General features: G+C 47.5%; 19 protein-coding genes. 10 read left to right on the top strand and 9 right to left on the bottom strand.

Annotation, left to right across the window (positions count from 1 at the left end):
• Positions 1-4: 4 nt before the first annotated feature.
• Entirely contained in the window at positions 5-1,921 is a 1,917-nt protein-coding gene (locus B3Z75_RS06160; RefSeq protein WP_294068723.1) for a RecQ family ATP-dependent DNA helicase, read from the bottom strand.
• A gap of 18 nt (positions 1,922-1,939) precedes the next feature.
• Entirely contained in the window at positions 1,940-3,655 is a 1,716-nt protein-coding gene (gene recJ / locus B3Z75_RS06155) for a single-stranded-DNA-specific exonuclease RecJ (RefSeq protein WP_294068721.1), read from the bottom strand.
• A gap of 255 nt (positions 3,656-3,910) precedes the next feature.
• On the opposite strand from recJ, the gene mnmA reads away from it, so the two are divergent.
• From mnmA to hflX, 3 genes are all read left to right on the top strand, one after another.
• Positions 3,911-4,975 (top strand): tRNA 2-thiouridine(34) synthase MnmA, encoded by a 1,065-nt coding sequence (gene mnmA, locus B3Z75_RS06150; RefSeq protein ID WP_294068719.1) that lies wholly within the window; start codon positions 3,911-3,913, stop codon positions 4,973-4,975.
• 71 nt (positions 4,976-5,046) lie between these two features.
• Entirely contained in the window at positions 5,047-5,547 is a 501-nt protein-coding gene (locus B3Z75_RS06145) for an outer membrane beta-barrel protein (RefSeq protein ID WP_294068717.1), read from the top strand.
• A gap of 87 nt (positions 5,548-5,634) precedes the next feature.
• Positions 5,635-6,870 (top strand): GTPase HflX, encoded by a 1,236-nt coding sequence (gene hflX, locus B3Z75_RS06140; RefSeq protein ID WP_294068715.1) that lies wholly within the window; start codon positions 5,635-5,637, stop codon positions 6,868-6,870.
• Positions 6,871-6,883: 13 nt separating this feature from the next.
• On the opposite strand, the gene B3Z75_RS06135 is transcribed toward hflX, so the two are convergent.
• From B3Z75_RS06135 to kdsA, 3 genes are all read right to left on the bottom strand, one after another.
• Positions 6,884-8,269: an aspartate kinase gene (locus B3Z75_RS06135; protein WP_294068713.1), complete on the bottom strand. Its 1,386-nt coding sequence runs from the start codon at positions 8,267-8,269 to the stop codon at positions 6,884-6,886.
• Between the two features lie 96 nt (positions 8,270-8,365).
• Positions 8,366-8,941: a Maf-like protein gene (locus B3Z75_RS06130; protein ID WP_294068711.1), complete on the bottom strand. Its 576-nt coding sequence runs from the start codon at positions 8,939-8,941 to the stop codon at positions 8,366-8,368.
• Complete coding sequence (gene kdsA, locus B3Z75_RS06125; protein ID WP_294068709.1) at positions 8,932-9,732, bottom strand: 3-deoxy-8-phosphooctulonate synthase; 801 nt, start codon at positions 9,730-9,732, stop codon at positions 8,932-8,934. The genes B3Z75_RS06130 and kdsA overlap by 10 nt, the downstream gene beginning before the upstream one ends.
• Before the next feature lie 391 nt (positions 9,733-10,123).
• Here kdsA and B3Z75_RS06120 point away from each other — a divergent pair, with 391 nt between their 5' ends.
• A complete protein-coding gene (locus B3Z75_RS06120) occupies positions 10,124-10,837 on the top strand; it encodes a 2-phosphosulfolactate phosphatase (RefSeq protein ID WP_294068707.1) in 714 nt (237 codons plus the stop codon).
• Between the two features lie 56 nt (positions 10,838-10,893).
• Here B3Z75_RS06120 and B3Z75_RS06115 read toward each other — a convergent pair whose 3' ends face one another.
• The 4 genes from B3Z75_RS06115 to B3Z75_RS06100 all read right to left on the bottom strand — a co-directional run bounded on the left by B3Z75_RS06115 (position 10,894) and on the right by B3Z75_RS06100 (position 14,520).
• A complete protein-coding gene (locus tag B3Z75_RS06115) occupies positions 10,894-11,298 on the bottom strand; it encodes an RNA-binding S4 domain-containing protein (RefSeq protein WP_294068705.1) in 405 nt (134 codons plus the stop codon).
• Between the two features lie 47 nt (positions 11,299-11,345).
• Positions 11,346-11,906 (bottom strand): aminoacyl-tRNA hydrolase, encoded by a 561-nt coding sequence (pth, locus tag B3Z75_RS06110; RefSeq protein ID WP_294068703.1) that lies wholly within the window; start codon positions 11,904-11,906, stop codon positions 11,346-11,348.
• A 15-nt stretch (positions 11,907-11,921) separates the two neighbouring features.
• A complete protein-coding gene (locus B3Z75_RS06105) occupies positions 11,922-12,500 on the bottom strand; it encodes a 50S ribosomal protein L25/general stress protein Ctc (RefSeq protein WP_294068701.1) in 579 nt (192 codons plus the stop codon).
• Between the two features lie 115 nt (positions 12,501-12,615).
• Complete coding sequence (locus tag B3Z75_RS06100) at positions 12,616-14,520, bottom strand: beta-N-acetylhexosaminidase (RefSeq protein ID WP_294068699.1); 1,905 nt, start codon at positions 14,518-14,520, stop codon at positions 12,616-12,618.
• A 576-nt stretch (positions 14,521-15,096) separates the two neighbouring features.
• Here B3Z75_RS06100 and nusB point away from each other — a divergent pair.
• The 6 genes from nusB to B3Z75_RS06070 all read left to right on the top strand — a co-directional run bounded on the left by nusB (position 15,097) and on the right by B3Z75_RS06070 (position 21,215).
• Positions 15,097-16,023, top strand: a complete 927-nt coding sequence (gene nusB / locus B3Z75_RS06095) for a transcription antitermination factor NusB (RefSeq protein WP_294068697.1) — start codon at positions 15,097-15,099, stop codon at positions 16,021-16,023.
• A gap of 31 nt (positions 16,024-16,054) precedes the next feature.
• Positions 16,055-16,366, top strand: coding sequence for a preprotein translocase subunit YajC (yajC, locus tag B3Z75_RS06090; protein ID WP_294068695.1), 312 nt, complete (start codon positions 16,055-16,057; stop codon positions 16,364-16,366).
• A 13-nt stretch (positions 16,367-16,379) separates the two neighbouring features.
• Positions 16,380-17,375 (top strand): hypothetical protein, encoded by a 996-nt coding sequence (locus tag B3Z75_RS06085; protein WP_294068693.1) that lies wholly within the window; start codon positions 16,380-16,382, stop codon positions 17,373-17,375.
• Between the two features lie 47 nt (positions 17,376-17,422).
• Positions 17,423-18,004 carry a dephospho-CoA kinase gene (gene coaE / locus B3Z75_RS06080; RefSeq protein ID WP_294068691.1) on the top strand — a complete coding sequence of 194 codons (582 nt, stop codon included), beginning with the start codon at positions 17,423-17,425 and terminating at the stop codon, positions 18,002-18,004.
• Positions 18,005-18,076: 72 nt separating this feature from the next.
• The gene (locus B3Z75_RS06075; RefSeq protein WP_294068689.1) at positions 18,077-18,274 is read left to right on the top strand and encodes a winged helix-turn-helix domain-containing protein; all 198 of its coding nucleotides are present in this window, start codon (positions 18,077-18,079) and stop codon (positions 18,272-18,274) included.
• A gap of 115 nt (positions 18,275-18,389) precedes the next feature.
• Positions 18,390-21,215, top strand: a complete 2,826-nt coding sequence (locus tag B3Z75_RS06070; RefSeq protein WP_294068687.1) for an FAD-binding and (Fe-S)-binding domain-containing protein — start codon at positions 18,390-18,392, stop codon at positions 21,213-21,215.
• Positions 21,216-21,220 lie beyond the last annotated feature (5 nt).

Here is a 21,220-nt window from a genome sequence, read left to right as displayed (position 1 = left end):
TTTTTTATTTTTGAGCAACGAAGGAGACGGCGTCGTCCTCCAGTCCCAGCTCACCCATATCAATCAGGAAACGGACGACACGGATTACCTTATCCGTGTCGCCATCCGCAACAGAATCAACCAGATCGTTTATCCTGCGCGGCTGCTCTTTGGACAGAGACTCCTTCAGTCGTCCTTCGATCTGACGAAACTCACAGTTCGACAAACCTGTTTCATTTCTTTTCAGACAGACATCGCATCTGCCACAGTCTTTCGGGTTTTTCTCGCCAAAATAGATCAGCAACATCCTGCTTCTGCAAACTGCGTCTTCCTCCACATATCCGATCATGGAATAGATCCTTTTCTCAAAACGCTTCTTCCGCTCTTCGTATACCTCCCTGGGTATGGTCACAAACTGCACCTCTTCGCGGGAAGTGGTAAATACGATAAAAGGCGTTTTTTTCTGAGGTATGTAACGGATGTAGCGCATACGGGATAACGAAATGAGCATTTCAGCAATTTCTTTTCTGTTTTTACCGGTTCTGACAGCGAGCATCGACTCATCAATGTACACATCGTCCGAAAACACGCCTGTATAGTTTCGCAAAATTGTATGCAACAGCTCATCAGCATCTTTTTCGAGATGGAGGGTATACATTTCGTCGCGGTAGATCAGAAAACGGATTCGCGAGCGTAGGTCGATCTCTTCGGTATACTCAATGTAGCCGGCCAACTCCAAAATCTTCAATGCATGATGCGTCTGCAGGAAAGGAAGTTTGAAAGACAAACAAAATTCATGCAGGCTGAAATCATACACATCGTTGTACCCTGCTCCCACAGCCACCTGATAATAATTACCCAACGCTTCATATACCCGCAGGATGAAATCCCGACCCGGGAATGAGTCTGCTATTCTTTTCTTCAGCTTGGCGCTGTCGGCAGCCGTATAGAGAATGACTGAGTAAGAGCGCCCTCCGTCACGCCCGGCGCGCCCGGCTTCCTGAAAATACTCCTCCAGAGAATTGGGCAGATCCATGTGAATCACCGTCCGCACATCGGGCTTATCGATACCCATTCCGAAAGCATTGGTCGCCACAATAACCCGGCACTCATCTAGCTTCCAGGCATTCTGCTTGTGGATTTTTTCCTCGTGAGAGAGACCTGCGTGGAAAAAGTCGGCTGCAAAACCGGCTTTTCGGAGCAGGAGGGAAATCTCTTTGGTTTGCTTTCTGCTGCGTACATAGACAATGGAGGCCCCTTGCACGGTTTGAAGGATATGAACCAGCTCAGCCAGCTTATTGTCGGCATTCCTCACCACATACGAGAGATTATCCCTGGCAAAGCTTTTTTGGAAAACATTTTTCTCCTTGAATGACAGCTTCTCCTGAATATCGTCCACCACCTCATGGGTGGCCGTGGCGGTGAGCGCAAGCAGGGGAACACCCTCCAGGAGGCGTCGAATGTCGGAAATCTTCAGATAGGAGGGACGAAAATCGTACCCCCATTGAGAAATGCAATGCGACTCATCCACCACCAGCAGGCAGACATCCATAGCCTGCAGCTTCGTGATAAAGATATCGGACGAAAGGCGCTCGGGGGAGACATAAAGGAATTTATAATCGCCAAAGATACAGTTCTCAAGCGTGGTGATGATCTCGTCGCGCGACATGCCGGAATATACTGCGGCCGCCTTTATTCCACGCTCCCGCAGGTTATCCACCTGGTCTTTCATCAACGATATGAGCGGCGTTACCACCAGACAGATCCCTTTCATGCCCATGACGGGTACCTGAAAAGTAAGAGACTTACCCCCGCCGGTAGGCATCAGCCCCAGTGTATCCCTCCCCTCCCATACCGACTGGATGATCTGCTCCTGCAGAGGCCGGAAAGAGGAATACCCCCAATAGTCATACAATATCTGGTGAAACAATTCCGTTTGCATAGGCAAGCGCTTGCTCGGTCATCCCCGTATATCTTTGATCATGAGCTGAGTGAACGACTTCCCCCCATGGGTGTTTTCCTCAATGGTATAACAGATATCCACCGGCTGGCCTGATTTGATTCGCTGATAAAAATCCTGTTGACTGAAGGCTATGCCGGGCATGGACATCTCTGTAGTATGATCGATTACCTCCAGCTTGATATGGCGAAACCCCTTACCCACAAGCTTGCTGCTTCCAGCATCACGCACATCTTTGGTAAGGAAAACCGGATTCTCATTTTCAGGGCCAAAAGGATTGAACAAATCAAGTCCCTCAACGAAGGCAGGGGTTATCTGCGAGAAAGTGATCTCTGCATCGACAGTGATCTGGGGGAGCATCATCCCCGCCTCTATACCGTCGAAAGAAAGCGTATTGAAGCGGTCGATAAATTCCCCGAGATGCTCTTCCCGCAATGTTAATCCTGCAGCATAGGTATGCCCGCCAAAGTTTTCCAGTATGTCGCGACACGACTCAATTGCTTTGTACACATCGAATCCGGGCACAGAACGCGCCGATCCCGAGATCATATTGTTGGATTTGGTAAGCACCACCGCTGGACGATAGTACTTCTCTGTCAACCGCGAGGCAACGATACCCACAATACCTTTATGCCATGTTTCATCATAGAGCACAATGCTTTTCTGACGTTTTATGTCGATATGATTTTCGATATACTCAAGCGCCTCGTCGGTAATCCTTTTATCCAGCTCCCTCCTGTCTTCGTTGTACTTGTCAATATTCTTGCTTTTCTCTCTGGCCGTTGTCATATCGTTCACCAGCATCAGGTCTACAGCCTCCTTCCCGTTCATCATTCTGCCTGAGGCATTGATCCGCGGACCAATTTTAAAGACGATGTCGTTGACAGTAATCTGCTTCCTATGAAGCCCGCAAATCTCAATAATTCCTCGTAAGCCGAAGCTGGGATTTGAATTGAGCTGCTTCAACCCGTAATAGGTCATTACGCGGTTCTCGCCCGTGAGAGGGACGATGTCGGATGCAATGCTTACAGCCACCAGGTCGAGAAGCGGCTCGATATCGGAAAAAGGATAACCGTTACGCTGGGAGAATGCCTGCACCAGTTTAAAACCGACGCCGCATCCCGACAGCTCTTCGTAAGGATAGACAGAATCGGCTCTTTTAGCGTCTACAACCGCCACAGCGTCGGGCAGACGGTCGTCAGGCATGTGATGATCACAAATGATGAAGTCGATGCCTTTTTCTTTGGCATAAGCGACTTTGTTCACCGCTTTAATACCGCAATCGAGAGAGACTATGAGCTTTACGCCCGTATTCACGGCATAATCGATTCCCTGAAACGAAATGCCGTACCCTTCATCGTACCGGTCAGGAATATAATAATCAATATTATTGGTAATTCCCCGAAAGAACTTATACACCAGCGCTACTGCTGTCGTACCATCCACATCATAATCCCCGTAAACAAGGATTCGCTCTTTATCACCGAGAGCCTTCTCAATTCTCCGGATTGCTTTTTCCATATCGGGCAAGAGAAAAGGGTCGTGCAAATCTTCCAGTCTGGGATAGAGAAACCGCGTCGCTTCTTCGGCTGTCTCCATACCCTTGTTCACAAGCAGTTCAACAAGGACGGGGTGTAAGTTTAATTCTTTCGCTAATTCATCTTTTATCTTTTCTTGGTCGGTTGATAGGGTTGAATAATTCCATCTGTAAGTCATTTATATCGTTTTTTTTCTTCTCTCCCAGGTCCCGAATCAGCTTCGGGAAAGCTCCGGTCCTCCGTCGTGTATAGAGGCCATGCAGAATCTCAGTAGTGGCATATACACACCACTCCGAAGTTGTAAAGGTAGTATTATTTTTTTGATTCCGGGAATTTCAACCATAAATAATCATCTTTCGGCAGAGCTGTTCAGACAAAGGCATTTTCAAATCTTATTCGTACCTTTGCACCTTAAAATCAACGGAAGAGAAGAATGGAGATCGCAGCATTGGTTTCTGGGGGAGTAGACAGTTCGGTAGTGGTACATCAGCTAAAAGAGATGGGCTACGACCCTGTGATCTATTACATCAGGATAGGGATGGAGGACAAGGATGGTTATATTGATTGTCCTTCGGAAGAAGATATTGAGATTGTGACGTACATCGCCAAAAAATACGGCTGCCGTTTTGAGGTTGTGTCGCTGCACGAAGAGTATTGGGAAACGGTGGTAAAATATACCATCGATTCGGTGAAACGTGGGTTGACACCCAACCCGGATATGATGTGCAACAAGCTGATCAAATTTGGTGTTTTTGAACAAAAGTGGGGACATCTGTTCGACAAGATTGCCACTGGACATTATGCCACCACCACAGAGCAGGATGGGCTCACCTGGCTTTCTACAGCCAGGGACCACGTGAAAGATCAGACCTATTTTCTGGGACAGATCAGCTATGTACAGGTTTCAAAGCTGATATTCCCTATTGGACATCTGTTGAAGTCGGAAGTACGCTCCATTGCTACCAGAGAAAAATTGCCCTCGGCACAACGCAGAGACAGCCAGGGAATCTGTTTCCTCGGCAAGGTGAACTACAATGATTTCATTGAACGTTACCTGGGCAAAAAAGAAGGGCTCATTGTGGAGCTGGAGACGGGCAACATTTTGGGCAAGCACCAGGGATTCTGGTTCCACACCATTGGCCAGCGCAAAGGGCTTGGCTTGAGCGGTGGTCCCTGGTTTGTGATCAAAAAGGATGTGAACCGCAATATAGTTTATGTCTCAAAGGGATATGACACAAAACATCAATACGGCGAGGTGATCAATCTACAGGGGTTCGACTTCATCACGAAGGACCTTTGGGGTGATTTTAACGATGAAAAGGAAATCACATTTAAAATCCGCCACACACCTGAATTCACCAAAGGGAAAATCTCCAGAGTCGGTGATATGTACCGCATACATTCTCATGCGCCGATACAGGGTATTGCCGCGGGCCAGTTCGGGGTGGTGTATGACAAGGAAAGTCATCTCTGCCTGGGTAGCGGAATGATAATCTGACAAACAAACAATCAGCTTTTTGCAGTTTTTCGCTGCATTTAATTATCTTTGTCATGCAAATGAAACCTGTTATGAATAGAGTTCTCCTGGCATGTGCAGTTTTCGGGCTGTTGTCCATCTCAAAGGTGTCCGCTCAGTTTGAAGGAACCGTTGGCATGGGCATACATGCCGGGTACGGAGCCGGGATAAGCAGCCCGGGTGTGGGAGCACATCTGCATTACTATCACACAAACAACGTTCGGTTTGTCCCCTCTTTCAGTTATTTTCCTGAGCGCAAAGGAACAGGTATGTGGATGGCAGATGCTGATGCACACTATCTCCTTCCTGTCTCCATTACAGCCTCCCTGTACCCGATAGCAGGGATCCATTATTCGAACTGGAAATATAGTGCCGGACAAGCCAGCGAAATGCTCGTGGAGGAATGGACGAAACATCGTGCTGGAATCAATCTGGGCCTTGGATTTCAGCACGACATTGCCTATCGGGTACGAGCCAATTTCGAGTTGAAGTACCAGTTTATCAAAGATTATTCTCAGGTGGTTTTTATGGCCGGATTTGGTTTTTGGCTCTGAATACCTTGTATCACGCATCCCAGTTCCCGTGTCACATGTCTTGATTCTTGCATCTTATGTCTTGACTTGACTCTAATTTTTTGACAAATGAAAGATTTCATCACCAACGAAATAAAAAATGAAATTGCCGTTCTGGTCGGGTTGATCACACCCGATCAGAACGAAGAAAAGGTAAATGAATACCTCGACGAACTGGCATTTTTGGCTGAAACGGCGGGGCTGGCACCCGGAAAACGTTTTGTGCAACGGCTCGATATGCCCAACAGCGTCACGTTTGTGGGCAAAGGGAAGCTGGAGGAGATTGAGGCATATGTAAAAGAGGAAGAAAACGAAGTAGGCGTGGTTATATTCGATGATGAGCTGTCGGCAAAACAACTCCGTAACATCGAAAAGGAACTACAGATCAGAATCATGGACCGGACAAGCCTGATTCTCGACATCTTCGCCATGCGTGCCCAAACAGCCCATGCTAAAGTACAGGTGGAACTGGCGCAATATCAATACCTGCTCCCCAGACTCACGCGGATGTGGACCCACCTTGAACGGCAGCGGGGCGGCGGGGGGACCATCATGCGCGGGCCGGGCGAAACACAACTGGAGACCGACCGGAGGATCATTCTCGATAAAATATCCCGTCTGAAACAGGAATTAAAGGATATCGACAAGCAGAAAACCGTGCAACGTAAGAACCGGGGGAAACTGGTGCGGGTCGCCTTGGTGGGATACACCAACGTGGGCAAATCGACCCTGATGACACTTCTCAGCAAAAGCGATGTATTTGCGGAAAACAAGCTGTTTGCGACCCTCGACACCACAGTGCGTAAGATGACCATTCAAAATCTCCCGTTCCTGCTTACCGACACCGTGGGATTCATCCGCAAATTACCCACGCACCTGATTGAATCATTCAAATCGACCCTCGATGAAGTACGCGAAGCAGACATCCTCCTGCATGTGGTGGATATCTCCCACCCCGCATTCAGGGAACAGATTGAAGTGGTAGAGAAGACCCTCTTCGAGATCGACGACACCGAGAAACCGGTCATCCTCCTGTTCAATAAAATTGATGCTTTCACACACGTGGTAAAGGACGAGGATGACCTCACCCCAAAAGTGCGGGCGAACTATACTCTCGAAGAACTCAAACAGACATGGTTAGGCAAAATGAACAACAAGGACACCATCTTCATTTCAGCCAAAGAAAAAGAAAACATTGATGCCCTGAAGCAGCTTCTTTACGACAAAGTGAAAGAGATCCACATCACCCGTTTTCCTTACAACGACTTTTTATATCAGCAATACGAGGAAGATGATGATAAATAAAAAGCAACCAAAATCAGCTCAACCGACAAAGTTTTTCATTCAGCGCAATAACAGCCTCTTCGTAATGCTCTCGCTTGATCACAAACTGCATGTTCACCTGCATCAGTGACTGAGCAAAGCTTTCGATGTTGATATTCCTCTCAAAGAGGGCTTGGGATGCCCTGTACAGAAATCCGGGAATGGCAATGTTCGTACCCATGACACAGACAATGGCCATTGGCTCAGCGGTCACCTGGCAAAACACCTCGCTCAGTACTTTGATAAGTTCCTTGCTCTTTTCGTTGTCCCAGACAACCATCGTGATGGAGTTGGCGTTGGTCGATTTGAGAATGTAGCTCACGTTGTACTTCATGAAATAGTGCATGATGCGCCCATCAAAACCCACTTCACCCACCATCATGGGGTCATGCACCTCGATGGCAATTACTTTCCGTGATCCGGAGACAATCTCCACACGCGGTTCCGGGGAGACATAATCGTGAGAGATCAGGGTTCCGGGATGCTCGGGCTCAAATGTATTTTTAATGCGGATATCGATGCCGGCCAGCTCCAGTGGCTTGGCAGCTTTGGGATGAATAGCCTCCATGCCGATATCGGCAAGCTGATCGGCAATGATATAATTGGTATGTCCTACGGGAATACTGTTCTCCACGCCCACAATCTTCGGGTCTGCGCTCGACAGGTGATATTCCTTATGAATGACAGCCTCTCCGGCTTTCACTTCCACGGCGATCTTGCTGAACGTGACCTCGCTGTATCCCCGGTCAAAAGCCCGCATAATCCCTTCGGTTCCCTTGGTGTAGCCGGTAGCGACACAAAGTACTTTGCTAAAATCAATTTCTTTAAACTCTTTGCGGATCCGTTCATCTATGGTGAGCGGCTCATTGTCATTAAACCCGCACAGATCAATAAAGCGGGCATTGATACCATTGTTATTCAAGATGTTAACAGAGTTCCACCCCGAGTGTGCCTCGCCGAGGGATGCCAGTATCTCCCGTGCGGCAAGGTGTATATCGGTACGGTTCACATAACCCGAGGCCAGCACTTTTCCTAAACTATAGAGCAGTGTCTTGGCCTGATCAATCCGGAAGCGGATAAAGTCGCGTGCTTCCTTCAGGTCGAGACCGTAATCGGCAAAGCCATCGTTGATCAGTAGCAACCGTTGACAGAAGGAATCCAGCGCACTGCTATAGTCCTCTCCGTTTAGAAACTTATTGTAGATGCCCGGCTCTCCGGTTTTTTTATGCTCCAGCAGCCAGTTAGTCACATTGTTGTATGCCGAAACCACAAAAATTCGGTTATACAGTTCATCGCCTCTTCGATTTCCAATGATGATGTTTTGCAAAACGTCCTGAAACTGGGACATGGAGGTGCCTCCTATTTTTTCGACTGTCAGCATTTTTGATAAATGGATTTTTAATTTTTACAACCTGAAAAGTACAACTCCGAAAAGTACGCTTTCTCTGCGCGCAAAGATAAATGATTTATTTTGATCTTAAAACTGTTTCAACGCACGATAAACCTTATGAATAGGCAACCCCATCACGTTAAAATAGGAACCCTCTATCTTCTCAACGGCCACATAGCCGATCCACTCCTGCACGCCATAGGCACCAGCCTTATCCAAAGGGTCATAATGGGAGATATAATAACCGATCTCTTCGTCACTCAGCGAGCCAAAAGTGACGTAGGCGGTATCCGAGAAACTTAGTTGCTTCACGGACGTGGTAAAGCAAACCCCCGTAATGACACGGTGCCGCTTTCCCGCCAGAGCACGCAACATCCTGGCGGCCTCATCCTGATCTTCCGGCTTGCCGAGAATGGCTCCGTTGAGCAGAACAATTGTGTCGGCCGTTATCAGCAACTCGCCTTCTTTCAGGGCAGGCAGGTAAGCCGCTGCTTTTTTACAAGCCAGGAATTCTGCCACCTCCTCGTGAGGCAGTGAATCCGGATAGGACTCGTCTACATCTGGAAGTATACGCATCTCATACTCCACATCGATGCCCGCAAGCAGCTCTTTCCTTCGCGGTGAGTTGGAGGCAAGAATAATTCTGTAGCCGGTCAGTTGCATAGCGACAGGCGTATCCGGGTTAATTTCGCCATCAGGGCTTCCAGCTGATCCAACGGCAGCATGTTGGCTCCGTCAGATCTGGCATTTTTGGGGTCGGGATGTGTTTCGATGAATAATCCGTCGACACCTACTGCTATTGCTGCTTTGGCGATGGTTTCAATGAGCTGCGGCTGACCTCCCGTGACACCCGATGACTGGTTGGGCTGTTGCAGGCTGTGCGTCACATCCATCACCACTGGGAAGCCGAATGTTTTCATTTGAGGAATAGCGCGAAAATCCACGATCAGGTCGCCATAACCAAAAGTGGTCCCCCTCTCGGTCAACAGGACATTGCGATTGCCACTATCTGTCACCTTCTGGGCAGCAAACTTCATTGCATCGGGCGACAGGAACTGCCCCTTTTTGATGTTTACCGCCCTCCCGGTCTTTGCTGCAGCAGTCAACAACTCGGTCTGACGGCACAGGAAAGCAGGAATCTGCAAGATATCCACATATTCAGCAGCCATGGCGGCTTCGTGACTCTCATGAATATCGGTTACCGTGGGAATACCAAAGGTATCGTTCACCTTGCGGAGGACCTTCAGCGCTTTCTCATCTCCGATACCGGTAAACGAATCCACCCGCGAACGGTTTGCCTTCCGGAATGATCCTTTAAACACATAGGGAATGCCCAGAGCATCGGTAATGCCTTTTACTTTCTCCGCGATCCTCAATGCCATCTCTTCGGATTCAATAACACAGGGCCCGGCCAGCAGAAAAAAATTATCTGATTGTAAATAGGAAAGATTCATTCTTATATATTTTGCATGTTTGCCTGTAACACAGACTAAATTCTGTTTGTCGTGTACACAGGCTGCGGTTACTTTAATTTCTTTGGAGAGAAATAGATCATGAGATCGAATGCTCAGCTTCAACCTGTTTTTTACAGGGTACAAAGATAAATGTTTTGTACTATTTATTTGCTTTTGATCAACCAAATAAGATACTACCATGCAAGAATAATATAAATCTGAGAAATGTTAATGCAAGATTTGAACAAATACACGCGGAGGTTTAATTCAATCATCGAATTCGACCATCCGGATGCTCCGGAACGCTTGCAGCTCTGGAGAAGCTATTCTCCCCGCGTAGCAGAACACAAGACGAAAAATTATTTGTTATTATTATCTTTGCAGAAAAAAGATGATTCTCGATCTCTGTCCCTCCCCCGCCCTCTATCCATACTACCAGAAAGAAAACGATACGGTCATTGTGGTTGATGTCTTCAGGGCTTCTGCCACCATATGCGCCATGCTTCACAACGGAGCAGCAGCAGTAATTCCTGTACCCGATATTGAACAGGCAAAACACTATAAGGCGGCTGGCTTTCTGGTGGGTGCGGAACGAAAAACCCGCAAATGTGATTTTGCCGATTTCGGCAACTCTCCCTTCGACTACAAACCGGAGATTGTGGCCGGCAAGGAAGTTGTGTTTACTACCACCAACGGCACCATGGCCATAGAAATGGGGCAGGAGAGCAAGCATTTGTTCATCGGAACATTTTCCAACATCGACGCCCTGGCAGACAAATGCATGGAATCATCGGAGCGGATTGTCGTACTATGTGCAGGGTGGAATAACCGGGTAAATGTGGAGGACACCCTTTTTGGAGGTGCTTTCGCAGAACGATTATCGGAAAAAGCTGATATCACTCTCGGTTCCGACGCAGTCAGGATAGCCCTGACCTTGTGGCAACAGGCCAAAAGCGATCCACTGGCTTACCTGCGGCAGAGCGATCATCACCAACGGCTCATCGACAATGGTGCAGAAGGCGACGCAGCCTTCTGCCTGCGGGAAAACACCACGACGGTGGTACCGGGCTACCTCAAAGAGGAGAAGAAGCTCAGGAGACAATAACTGAGCACACGACCGAACAATGTTAATCCTACTGTGACTGCCTTCTTCCCAAGCTGTCACTCATCCCAGTCAAATTCACCGAAGTCGATTGACCCGGCAAACTGATCCAAGTCACGCCGCTCCTTCTTGGTGGGGCGCCCTGTACCCCGCTGGCGATCGACAAAGCCGCTTATTTTATTCAACTCCAGTAATTCATATTCTTCGGGGGATGTTATATTCTCCATAAATTGCGGAACCATCTTCGCCCCCATCCGCTTGTCCGCCAGGGCAAGCACCTTGAACGAAAAGGTAACAGGAGGCTTGCGCACCTGAATGACCTCACCGGCGCGGATATTTCTGGAAGGCTTCACCGGTACATTGTCGATCATTACACGCCCTTTTTTGCATGCCTCTGAGGCAATGGTGCGTGTTTTAAAAATCCGTACGGCCCACAACCATTTATCTATGCGTACTTCATCCATTACAAAATAAATAACTGATGATCTTTTATGAATTACGATACAATAAGCTACTTATTGTTATATTGATTCATCGTGATATTGATCCCGGAGAGACAAAAACTACGAATGATCTCGGTAGCTGTTTCTATTCGTTCCGGGAGCTGCCGCTTTTCCTCGTCGGAAAATTCCTCCAACACATAATTAACCTGCGCTCCCCGTGGGAAGTCATTGCCAATGCCAAACCGAAGACGGGGGTAATTCTGTCCGATCAGGTCCTGAATGTGCTTCAGCCCATTGTGCCCCGCATCGCTCCCCTTCGATTTGAGCCGCAATGTACCAAAAGGCAGCGCCAGGTCATCGACCACCACCAACAGGTTTTCTGTCCTGATCTTCTCCTTCTGCAACCAATAACGGACGGCATTGCCACTCAAGTTCATAAAGGTAGAAGGTTTGAGAAGAATCAGCGACTTATTTCTGAGCCGCATCTCAGACACAAAACCATAACGGCGGTCCTCAAAAACAGCATTGGACGCTTTTGCAAAAGCGTCCAACACCATAAATCCAATATTGTGGCGGGTTAGCTCGTAATCGGATCCGATGTTTCCCAATCCCGCAATCAAATACTTCATTGACTAACTCATTGATTATTCTGCTTTGGCAGCCGCACCTCTGGCAGCACGCGTCAATTGCACGCGGCAAACTACGGCATTCTTGGCATTCAGTATCTCCAGGTCTTCGAAACTCAACTGCCCTACTTGTATCGATTTGCCCAGTTCCAGCTTTTCAACATTTACCACCAATTCTTCGGGTAATTTTGCGGGCAATGCTTTTACTTTCAGTTTACGGATATCGAGCGACAGCTTACCTCCGGCTCTTACACCAGCAGCAAGACCTTCCAGGCGTACCGGGATCTCAATCACCACGGGTACATTTTCAAATACATGCAGGAAGTCGATATGCAGAATGGTATCTTTTACCGGGTGAAACTGCACATCTTTCACGACTGCTGTTATTTTTTTCTTTCCGAGATCGAGATCCACCAGAAATACTTCGGGGGTGTATATCAAATTACGGACATCACCGCTTTTTACGACAAAGTTCAGGTTCTCTTCATTGTGGCCGCCGTAAACCACGCAAGGGATCAGGCTCTCACTACGATATGCCCTTGCCGCTTTCTTCCCGAAATCATCTCTGATCTCGCCTTTTAGTCCAAATGTCTTCATTTTTTAATTGTTGTTTGTGTTACTCAAAATAAAGCTGCTTTCTTTATTTCCCATCACACGGGAGCTTTCAAAAAAGCGGCGCAAAGTTAGTGATTTTCTTTTTATTGCACAATCTTTATCTCGCTCTTTTTTTCAGATCTTCTATCCGTATGCTCATCAACCGCCCTATTGGCTTGTCACCCCTGTAGGTGATGATCCGCATGATATCTGCATCTTTCGGCACCCTAAGTGCTTCGCTGTACTTCGGGTAAAAATTGTCGGGCGTGGAAGCATCGAAGCTGGTATAAATATCCAGTCCTTTAATCTCCGGCGTAAGGGTCACATAGTAGGCATCTCCCTCTTTTTTTACAGATACAACGGGATCGTACATGGCCGGCGAATATTTGGTTTCAGCATAGCCGAACCGCACAAAATGATCTTCGGTCTTCATGATGAACCGGTCCCAGTCCTTCTTCGACGCGGGCGACCATAATGATTCGGACACCGCAAAACCACGTGGCCAGGTCATATACTCGGCCTGACGGATATTGTATACCTGCTCGGTCCACAGGTTGGCCTGACCACCGAGGATATATTTTGCATTTGCACCATCCGGGACAGGATCAAACTGATAAGTTCTGCTTAGTCGCAAGCTGCTGTAAACACGGGGATCGGTGGAAAGATCGCCCTGCATCAGGTCAATATAAACATAGTTGCTGGGGCTCATCACCACATAATGTCCCGAGTTGGAAGCCTCTATCCCGTACTGAACACCCCGCCAGCTCATCAGCGCGGTGGTTGAGGTTATCCCCCCTTCCAGGATCTCATCCCATCCCATCATCTTTTTGCCTTTGTCCAGAATAATCTTTTCCACCCTTTTGCCGAAATAAGACTGTACGGCAGCCATATCTTTTAACCCTTCACGCTTCATCAGCTGCTTCACGTCGGGACTCTTTTCCCAAAAGGTGTAGGGAGCCTCATCGCCACCCGTGTGAATATACTCAAACGGGAAGAGATCGGCAATCTCCTCAATTACCTTATCCATAAACTCATACACTTTCTCACTGGCCGGATTAAGGGTGTTCTCGTAGATGGCGGCAGGACGCCCCCCGGTATTCCAGTCGAGGAAAGGAGCGCCTGTACGCACGAAATGATCGCCACTCCCTGGGAAGCAGGCCAACTCCGGATAGGCAGCCAGCACAGCCGAACTATGCCCCGGCACATCAATTTCGGGCATCACCCGGATATTGCGCTCCATGGCATACCGCACCACCTCTTTAACCTCTTCCTGTGTATAGTAACCTCCATAGCTCCTGGGAGCATCGGGATCAGGTTGTGAGAAACCGCCAAACCATCCAATCTGTTCCGTACGCCATGCACCAATCTCCGTCAGCCTGGGCAGGCTTTTGATCTCGATACGCCATCCCTCGTCATCGGTCAGGTGCCAATGAAACATGTTGTATTTGTATTTCACCATGTTGTCGAGATACTGCTTTACCTCGTCCACCGTAAAGAAATGGCGGGCCACGTCAAGCATCATCCCTCGCCATCCCACCCTCGGGTAATCCGTAACCTCCACAAGGGGTACCTGCCACAATACATTCTCAATCCTCTTGTTGCTCTCTATTTGCGGAGGAAGCAACTGGAAGAGGGTCTGAACGCCATAGAGTAAGCCAGCCGGCTTATTGGCTCTGATGGTAATCTTTTGCGATGTTACATTCAGCGTATAACCTTCCTCGCCAAGAACGGAATCGGTCTTCTTGTTCAAGGATAGTTCAATATCGCCGCTGGTTTTATCCTTACGCACGGTTATCTTTTTCCCGGGTGCGTGCGACAGTTTTTCCTTCAACAAACCGGTCACATAGGCTGTTTCCTTTCCTGACGGAATCGAAATAACCACTTCGTCGGGCAACACATAATATCCGCCCTTTTCCAAAAGTGAGACTGGTTCCGGAATAATGGAGATGCTCCGCTCGGCCTGCTGGGCAAAACCGGCTATCCAGCACAAAACAAGTGCCAGGGTGATCATGCTTCGCTTCATTTATTAAATATATTTTTTTTGTTTCGGCAAATCTACAAAATATTTTCGTAATTCTTGCATAAATTCATCCAACCAATATCATTTTCAAATAATTCCTGCCAGATATCTCTCTTTTGTTATCTTGCCCCTTAACCCACAATGTGTCTTTCGATGGACACTGGCTATACCTGAACTGGCATCCCTTATTACCCCCTTATATTTAAATGAAGGATTATAAAGAGACACCGAAGCAGGTACGGGCTATATATAGACAAAAACCGATGCAAGTGTGGAGAGAGAGTGTGTGTAAAGCGAACACGGGCTGTAGCCCTCCTACCAACAAGATGGAATCCTGCCGAAACCCTTTGCTGTATCTGTTTATCATCACTGTCTCTTTCAAAAAAATTCGGCTTGAGATCGTGTTTGAAATGTCTGGCTACGCTCTAAAGAGGGACGCGCCTGAGGTTAAGGCCTGTGATCATTATCATGAAAGGATCATGAAAGGATACATGTAAAGTGGCTATTCATTTTTATTTCTATACGAAATACCGAAAAAAATAACTACTTTTGCAGTTCCAAAATAAGTTCATTTAAACAATGATAAACAGAAATTTAATTCGTATAAGGATTGTCCAGATCGTTTACGCATGGTACCAAAATACGAATAAGGATTTGCGGAATGCCGAAAAAGAACTCCTGTTCGGCCTGCAGAAATCATACGATCTTTACTTTTATCTGCTGCTGCTGATGGTAGAACTAACCAAGGCTTATGAAAACAGGGTGGAGGTAAAACGGAACAAGTATTTGCCGTCAGACGAAGATCTGAATCCCAACACCCATCTGCTCGACAACAAATTCATGCTTCAGCTGAGGGACAACAGACAGTTTCAAAAGCAGCTTGCCGATCGTCCTATGATGTGGGATGCCAACGAATCGTTCGTAAAGACCCTGTTGGATACCATACTATGCTCAGACACCTACAAGGAATACACCGAGATCGCTAATCCCACATACGATGAGGATCGGGAGTTCTGGAGAAAGTCGTTCAAACAATTTATCTATATGAACGAGGAGCTGGACGATATCCTCGAAGACGAATGTATTTATTGGAACGACGATGTGGAGATTGTGCAGACTTTTGTTCTGAAAACAATCAAGAAGTTCTCCGAAGGAAAAGGTGCAAGCCAACCGCTTCTTCCCATGTTTAAAAACGAGGAAGACAAGGAGTATGCCCTCAAACTCCTGCACGACACCATCCTGAACGAAAAAAAATACAGGGAGCTGATCGACAAACACACCGACAAATGGGATTTCGACCGTATCGCATTCATGGACCTCATCATTATGCAGGTAGCTCTTTCTGAGATATTTACATTCGAATCCATCCCGACCAGCGTCTCCCTGAACGAATATATTGAGATTGCCAAATCCTACAGCACCCCCAAAAGCAGTACGTTCATCAACGGAATATTGGATGCCATTGTACAGCAAATAAAAGAAGAAAATCGTATCTTTAAAAATTAATTCTAAGTTATAACTCTAAACATCAAATTGTATGAATATTTTATTACAAGCAGCTCCGGCCGGCGGAATGGGTGGAATGACCAGCACACTGTTAATGATGGTGGCCATTATCGCTGTGTTTTATTTCTTTATGATCCGTCCGCAGCAAAAGAAACAAAAAGAACTGCAGAAAAGTCGTGAGGCAATGAAAGTGGGCGACAAAGTTGTTACCTCAGGCGGCATTCACGGGAGAATCAAGGAAGTGGGTGACACCTGGTTTCTGGTAGAAGTGGCCGATGGTGTGAAAATAAAATTTGAAAAAGCATCGGTTTTTGCCTCTTCGGCCGACGTTACGACGAACTAAACCTTTCTTTTCTATGGGAATAAAGGCTCTCATTCGGAAATGGACACCCAAAGCTGAAGCATATTTCTCCACCTTCCCGTGGAAAAACCTGCTCTTCTTTCTGTTATTCCTTGTGTTGGCCTTTATTTTCTGGTTGATGCTTTTTTTTCAGAAGGAAAACGTGGAAGGGTCTTACCGTATCCCTTTGAAATATACCAACATCCCGGAAGATGTGGTATTTGACCACGTTTTACCGGAATTCATTGAGATAAGTGTTGCCGACAACGGAGTGGAAATGTTCCGGTTGGACATTCGAAAAAAAGACTCTCTCGAAATCAATGTCACGGAAATGCTCGATGGGGGCACGACAGAGCTTCAGGGGGACCAGTATCGACAGCTTATTCGTTCTCAATTATCTCCCAGCACCAACATCCGGGGTTACTATCCAATGAGAATCTCTCTGGCTACTTCCAGGTTAGAAAGTAAGGAACTGCCAGTCCACTTTGATGGGGAGATTACAACTAGCCGCGCCAATCTTGTCCCCGACAGTGTCCTGTTTATTCCGGAGACAGTGATAGCCTATGGCTCCGCCGAGTCACTCAAACAGCTAAAGAGTGCCATTACCGAATATACCCTGTTCAAAAATCTGAAAGCCACCTCTCAACTTCCGATAAAAATAAACCCCGTGAAGGGGGTAAAGTTTGTGCCGACAGAGGTAGAGATCTATATTCCGATTGAAGAATTTACGGAACGCACATTTGAGATTCCAATTACCGCAACCCGTGTTCCGGCGGACCTCGATGTGAAATTTTTCCCTTCGCGCGTAAATGTTTCTTTTTCTGTAACCCTGGAGGAATACAAAAAGATCACGCCCGAAGATTTTGCAATTGAACTCAATTACCGGGATTTTCACGAAAATGAAGGAGGACGGGTGGATCTCGAACTAACAAAAAGGCCGTTATCGGTCAACAACATACGGATTTCCCCCTCTTCCGTAGAGTTTCTTTTTGAAAACAAATCCGGGCGATGACTTCGCCAGGAAAGATACACATAATCAGTCTTGACACCCTTATTTGAATGATTACAATCGGCGTTACGGGAGGCATGGGGAGCGGCAAATCGGTGGTTTGCGACATTCTCCGCGTGCACGGCATTCCTGTCTACGACGCCGACAGAGAAGCCAAAGAGCTCAACGACAATTCTCCTGTCATTCGTGAAGAGATTATCCGTCAGTTCGGAGAAGAATTGTACCGGGATGGGAGGCTCGACCGCAAAGCATTTGCCTCTGTTATCTTTCAGGACGAACGTAAGCTGGCAATAGCGAATGCGATCATTCATCCGGAGCTGGCAAAACATTTTCTGGGGTGGTGCGTAAGACAGCAGCATCATTCCGTCGTGGCAATCGATGCCGCTCTGCTTTTTGAAGCGGGATTCAACAAGTGGCTTGACAAGGTAATCACTGTCTATGCACCCAAAGATCTTCGCTTGCAGCGAACTATCGCGCGCGACCAGTCGACCGCAGACCACGTAGAGGCCCGCATGAACCGGCAGATGCCGGAAGAGGAAAAGATCAGGCGTTCTGATTTTATTATCTATAACGACAACCAGCATTCGCTGATCCTGCAGGTTGCAGAGCTGCTGCTAAAGCTTCGTGAATAAGTTGTTTTTTTAGAAATTTACCTGTATATTTGCAGACGTAAAGTTTAGGCTATACATTTAAATATCAAAGCTATGATAGAAAAAATCGGTATCAACGCCGGAAAAGTATGGACCGTGCTGGATGAAGAAGGACGTCAGAAAGTGAAAGATGTTAAGAAAACGACGAAATTAACCGACAAAGACCTTTATGCAGCAATCGGCTGGCTAGGAAGGGAAGGGAAAATTACGCTGGAAGAAATAGAAAAAGAACTCTACATTTCGTTGAGCTAACGTTCCTTTACCCTAAAAAGGAAGAATGTACAAAGCTGTCACTGCGACAGCTTTTTTTTCGATTTTGCAGAACGCAACCAATTTCATCTCACCTCTTAGCCTAAAAGTCGACACGATGATGGAGAACAAACAGTTATTCCGGCAATTAGCCAGGCTGTTCCCCAAGGAACAATTGTTTACCGATGAATTGTCACGTCTTACAAAAGGAACCGATGCGGGATTGTACCGTCTCATCCCCAAGATAATCGTAAAAGTAAACAGCGAAGAGGAGATGATGCGCCTGTTGCTATTTTGCAACAAGGAAAGAATCCCGGTCACTTTTAAAGCGGCCGGAACCAGCCTCAGCGGGCAAACCGCTTCTGACTCCATTCTGATCGAGGCCGGTGAGGGTTTTTCCTTTTCAGCCATCGCGGATAACGGCACCACGGCTACTTTTGGCTGCGGGATGACAGGAACTGCAGCAAACCGAATACTGATACCTTATCAGCGTAGGTTAGGGCCAAAGCCGGCATCGATCAATTCGGCTAAAATAGGTGGCATCATCGCCAACAATGCCAGCGGATCGAGCTACGGCATCCGCCACAACAGCTATCATACCGTAAAGTCCATGCGAATAATTTTTGCAGACGGTTCCCTCCTCGACACGGGCGATAGTGATAGCTGCCACACATTTGCATCCACACACCCGCAACTTATTGACGAGATCACACAGCTGCATCGCGATGCAACAGGCAATGAGGTTATCCGCAACAGGATTGCCCATAAATTTCAATTGAAAAACACCTGCGGTTACGGAGTGAATGCACTGATCGATTTTGAAGATCCGGTTGAGATCCTTCAGCACCTCCTGATAGGTTCTGAAGGAACACTCGGATTTGTATCACAGGTTACGTTCGAGACCGTGCACGATGCCCCGCTGAAAGCAGCGGCCATGGCTTATTTTTCCAATCTTCGCGATGTAAGCGATGCCATTATCCCACTCCGTAAATGTCAGGTGAGCGCGGCAGAACTAATGGACCGGAACGCATTGCGCGCCGTAGAGGGTAAACAGGGCATGCCGGAGGAACTAAAATCGCTACCGGAAGGAGCTGCAGCACTGCTTATAGACACCTCTGCCGACAAGGAAGAGACATTGATGGCGCAAATTAAGGAAATTGAAGAAAAACTGGCTCCTCTACACACTCTCACACCGGTCAGATTCACCACCGACAAGCATCGGTACAACCTCTACTGGAATGTACGCAACGGCCTGTTCACTTCAGCAGCGGCCACTCGTCCTCCCAACACCACCTGCATTATTGAGGATGTTGCATTTCGCGGGGAAATACTGGGCGATGCCCTGACAGATGTGCGCAGTTTATTGGTCCGGGGAGAATATGCTGATGCCGTGATGTGGGGACATCTGCTGGACGGAAATATACATTTCACCCTATTCCCCGACATCAATACTCCCGAAGGAATACAAAAGTATGCAACTTTTATGCAGGACTTGAGTGAAATGGTGACCGTAAAATACGACGGCAGCCTGAAGGCAGAACATGGCACAGGCCGTAACATGGCTCCTTTTGTGGAAAAAGAATGGGGAAGCGACATATATGCACTCATGAAACGAATTAAGAAAGCTTTCGACCCGGCCAATATCCTAAACCCGGGTGTGGTGATCAACGACAATCCGGATGTATTCATCCAAAATCTGAAGCGAATCCCCGAAGCCCACCCCATTATCGACAAATGTATTGAGTGTGGCTTCTGCGAAGGTACCTGTCCCTCCAAAAATTTCACCTTAACACCACGTCAGCGCATTGTTGCATACCGGCACCTGGCAGACAGCGCTGTTTCAGAAAAGAATAAGATAAGATCACTGCATAAACAGCTGAAGGAAATATCGTATCCTATGGATGAGACATGCGCCACAGATGGTTTATGCGGCATTGCCTGCCCTGTGAACATCGACACGGGCAAGCTGGTAAAGGAACTACGTTGGCAGCAAAATGGGCGGTTCGCACAGTTCATCGCGGAAATCATGGCAAAAAACATGGCAGGAGCCACTGCATTGCTGCGTGAGCTATTGCCGGTGCCTCATGCCCTTGCAAGATGGATTGGATACAACACCATGGAGGAGGTTGCCAAAGGACTTTACAAGGTGGGTGCAGGCACTTTACCGCTCTGGACACGCCATACTCCCTCGGGAAGTAAAAAAATTACACATCGGATTTTTCCGGCTGATACTCCCGATGCCCCTACGGTGGTATATTTTCCGGCTTGTATCTCCCGTTCAATGGGTGGCCCCTCGTTTGGATACGATGAGAAGGAAGGATTGCCCGCGAAAATGTTGTCGGTACTCCATAAGGCAGGCTATACTGTCCTGATACCGGACCATGTAGACAAGCTTTGCTGCGGGATGGCGTTCAGCAGCAAAGGATTTCGCAAAGAAGCACAGAAGAAGGAGGACGAACTGAATAAAGTGCTGTTGAAAATAACCGAAAATGGGCAACTGCCCATTGTATGTGATATGAGTCCCTGCCTGTTGCACATGAGAGAAACACTCGATGCACGTCTGAAGCTGTGTGACCAGGTAGAGTTTATCCACGATTTTCTTTTGGAACGTCTTCATTTTGTGCCGCAGCCTGTTACGGTGGCCATACACACCACCTGCAGTTCCATCAAGATGCAGCTTGCAGAAAAGTTCTTCGCTGTAGCTGCACGCTGTGCGGAGAGGGTGGTTGTTCCGGAGAGTGTGGCTTGCTGCGGATGGGCCGGCGACAGGGGCTTCTTCTATCCCGAGTTGAACAGCTCGGCACTATCGACACTAAAAGAAGGTATACGCGATGCCAGGGAGGGATATTCAAACAGCCGGACCTGCGAAATAGGTCTCTCCATGAACAGCGGCATTGCCTACAAGTCGATCGTTTATCTGGTGGATAAGGCGACCCCTGGTTGACAGAT

Origin of the sequence: Proteiniphilum sp. UBA1028, from assembly GCF_002316955.1 — a bacterium.
Lineage (GTDB): Bacteria > Bacteroidota > Bacteroidia > Bacteroidales > Dysgonomonadaceae > Proteiniphilum.
This window is presented reverse-complemented; position numbering and strand designations above follow the sequence as displayed.